Source organism: Lactococcus ileimucosae, from assembly GCF_943193185.1.
In the GTDB taxonomy this organism is placed as follows: domain Bacteria; phylum Bacillota; class Bacilli; order Lactobacillales; family Streptococcaceae; genus Lactococcus; species Lactococcus ileimucosae.
Genome location: NZ_CALPDE010000047.1, coordinates 1 through 2,035, shown reverse-complemented (window position 1 = coordinate 2,035; position 2,035 = coordinate 1). Strand labels below are relative to the sequence as shown.

Here is a 2,035-nt window from a genome sequence, read left to right as displayed (position 1 = left end):
CGGTCTCACGGATTCAGGTTCAATATCGACGGGTTGGTTGCCACGGCTGACGGGGAGGGTAAGCGCTACGGCGCGTAATGCATTACCTGCATAGTCCACATCATAAAAAATGGGATCATGTGATGCTTTGGGGGGATCTGCCAAACCGCTAAAGCCTGCGATCATACCCCCGTCTGCTTCCTTGATACGGTAGAAAATTTGTAACTATTCAGGTGGTTGCGGATAGCCTGTCGACAACCACCTGATTTTTCTGGCATAGTGCACAGCATCATTCGGCACACCTATGCGGCGATATGACCATCAGCGATATCAACGTCGACGAGGCCCTGGAGCGGGTCCGGCAGCAGCTCAAGGAAGACCAGACGGTCTCGCCGTCGCTGCGTGCCGCCATCGATGTGCTGATGCTGCTGGTCAAGCTCATGGCCGATCGCCTGGCCACCAGTAGCCGCAACAGCAGCAAGCCACCGTCCCAGGATCCCAATCGCCAGCGCCGCTCGCGCGCCAAAGGCGAGCGGCGCCCCGGCGGACAGCCAGGGCATGAGGGTAAGACGTTGGCGCCGGTGACGGACCCCGACGAGGTGGTCAAGCTCCGTGTCGATCGTCGGCAACTCCCCAAGGGGCGTTCTTACCGCCCGGTCGGCGTCGAAACGCGCCAAGTGCAGGACATCGTAATCCAGGCCGTGGTCACCGAATATCAGGCTGAGGTCCTCGAAGATGATCAGGGGCAACGCTACGTGGCGCCATTCCCCGAGGGCGTGACTCGCCCCATCCAGTATGGCCCTCGCCTCAAGGCGCATGTCGTCTATCTCTCCCAGTATCAGCTGTTGCCCTATGCGCGTATCCGCGAGTTGCTCACCTCGCAGTGCGGCCTGTCGCTGAGCACCGGCACCCTGTTCGCCTTCAACCAGGAGGCCTACCAGCGGGCCGAGGCGTTCGCCGAGTGGGTGATCCCGGCGCTACGTGAAGCAGCCACCGTCCATGCCGATGAAACCGGAATGCAGGTCGGTGGCAAACGCTACTGGCTACACAGCGCCTCCAACGAGGCCCTGACCTGGTTGGCCCCGCACCCCAAGCGCGGCCAGGAAGCGATGGACGCCATCGGCGTATTGCCCTTCGTGCGTGGCGTGCTGGTGCATGATCACTGGAAGCCCTACTACCGCTATCCGGATTGCCGGCACGCGCTCTGTAATGCGCACCACCTTCGGGAGCTGACAGCGGCCTGGGAGAACGATGGCCAGGCATGGGCCAAGGCCTTGCATGACCTGTTGTTGGAGATGCATCGCGCCGTGGAGGTGGCCGACGGCTGCCTCTCGGCCGATGAGACCCGAGCCTGGCGGCAGCGCTATCGAGATTGCCTGGCGAAAGGGGACGCCGAGTGCCCCCCGCCGGTGAAACCGCCACCTGGAACGCGAGGCCGGGCCAAGCGCACCAAGCCGCGCAACCTCCTGGAACGCCTCCAGGCGTACGAGGACGACGTGTTGCGCTTCCTCGACGACCCTGCCGCTCCCTTCACCAACAACCAGGGGGAGCGCGATCTGCGAATGACCAAGGTCCAGCAGAAAATCTCGGGCTGTTTCCGCTCCTGGGAGGGGGCGGAGATCTTCTGCCGGATGCGCAGCTTCCTCTCGACCGCCGTCAAGCAAGGGGTGGCGGCGCATACCGCACTGGAGCAACTGTTTGCGGGGGAGGTGCCAGCCTTCATGCAGCAAGAAGCCCCGACTCAGCCAACCGGTGCTGAATAGTTACCTTGATGATTTCTGTACCGTAGAACACGCCTATGAGGCCTATGGTGTCGTACTCGACAAGAACCTCGAGATCGATCGATTAGCAACGGCCGCGAGGCGCAGTGAAATGGGGGGCTGAGACCACCAGAAAACAGGGGTGAAGGGTCACTTCTCACCCCTGTTTCCTTTCCCGACGAACAATCTCAATATCTCAAGGGTAAACCCATGACTACATCAGATACTGGTGTTGCCAGCAGCTCTTTGTCAAAAGAGTCTGAAAAGAATCATCTCCTGGAAGAATCCATACTTCC

General features: G+C 60.8%; 2 protein-coding genes. One reads left to right on the top strand and one right to left on the bottom strand.

Annotated elements, in window-relative coordinates:
- On the bottom strand, positions 1–198 hold a 198-nt coding region (locus tag NFR51_RS10930; protein WP_369127884.1), incomplete at its 3' end, for a sensor histidine kinase N-terminal domain-containing protein.
- Positions 199–293: 95 nt separating this feature from the next.
- Between NFR51_RS10930 and tnpC the strand changes: the two genes are divergently transcribed.
- Positions 294–1,742 carry an IS66 family transposase gene (tnpC, locus tag NFR51_RS10925; RefSeq protein WP_154487592.1) on the top strand — a complete coding sequence of 483 codons (1,449 nt, stop codon included), beginning with the start codon at positions 294–296 and terminating at the stop codon, positions 1,740–1,742.
- Positions 1,743–2,035: the final 293 nt, after the last annotated feature.

Excerpts from the sequence above, each read along its gene's own strand:
- tnpC (WP_154487592.1), top strand. The coding sequence starts at position 294 with ATGACCATCAGCGATATCAACGTCGACGAGGCCCTGGAGCGGGTCCGG.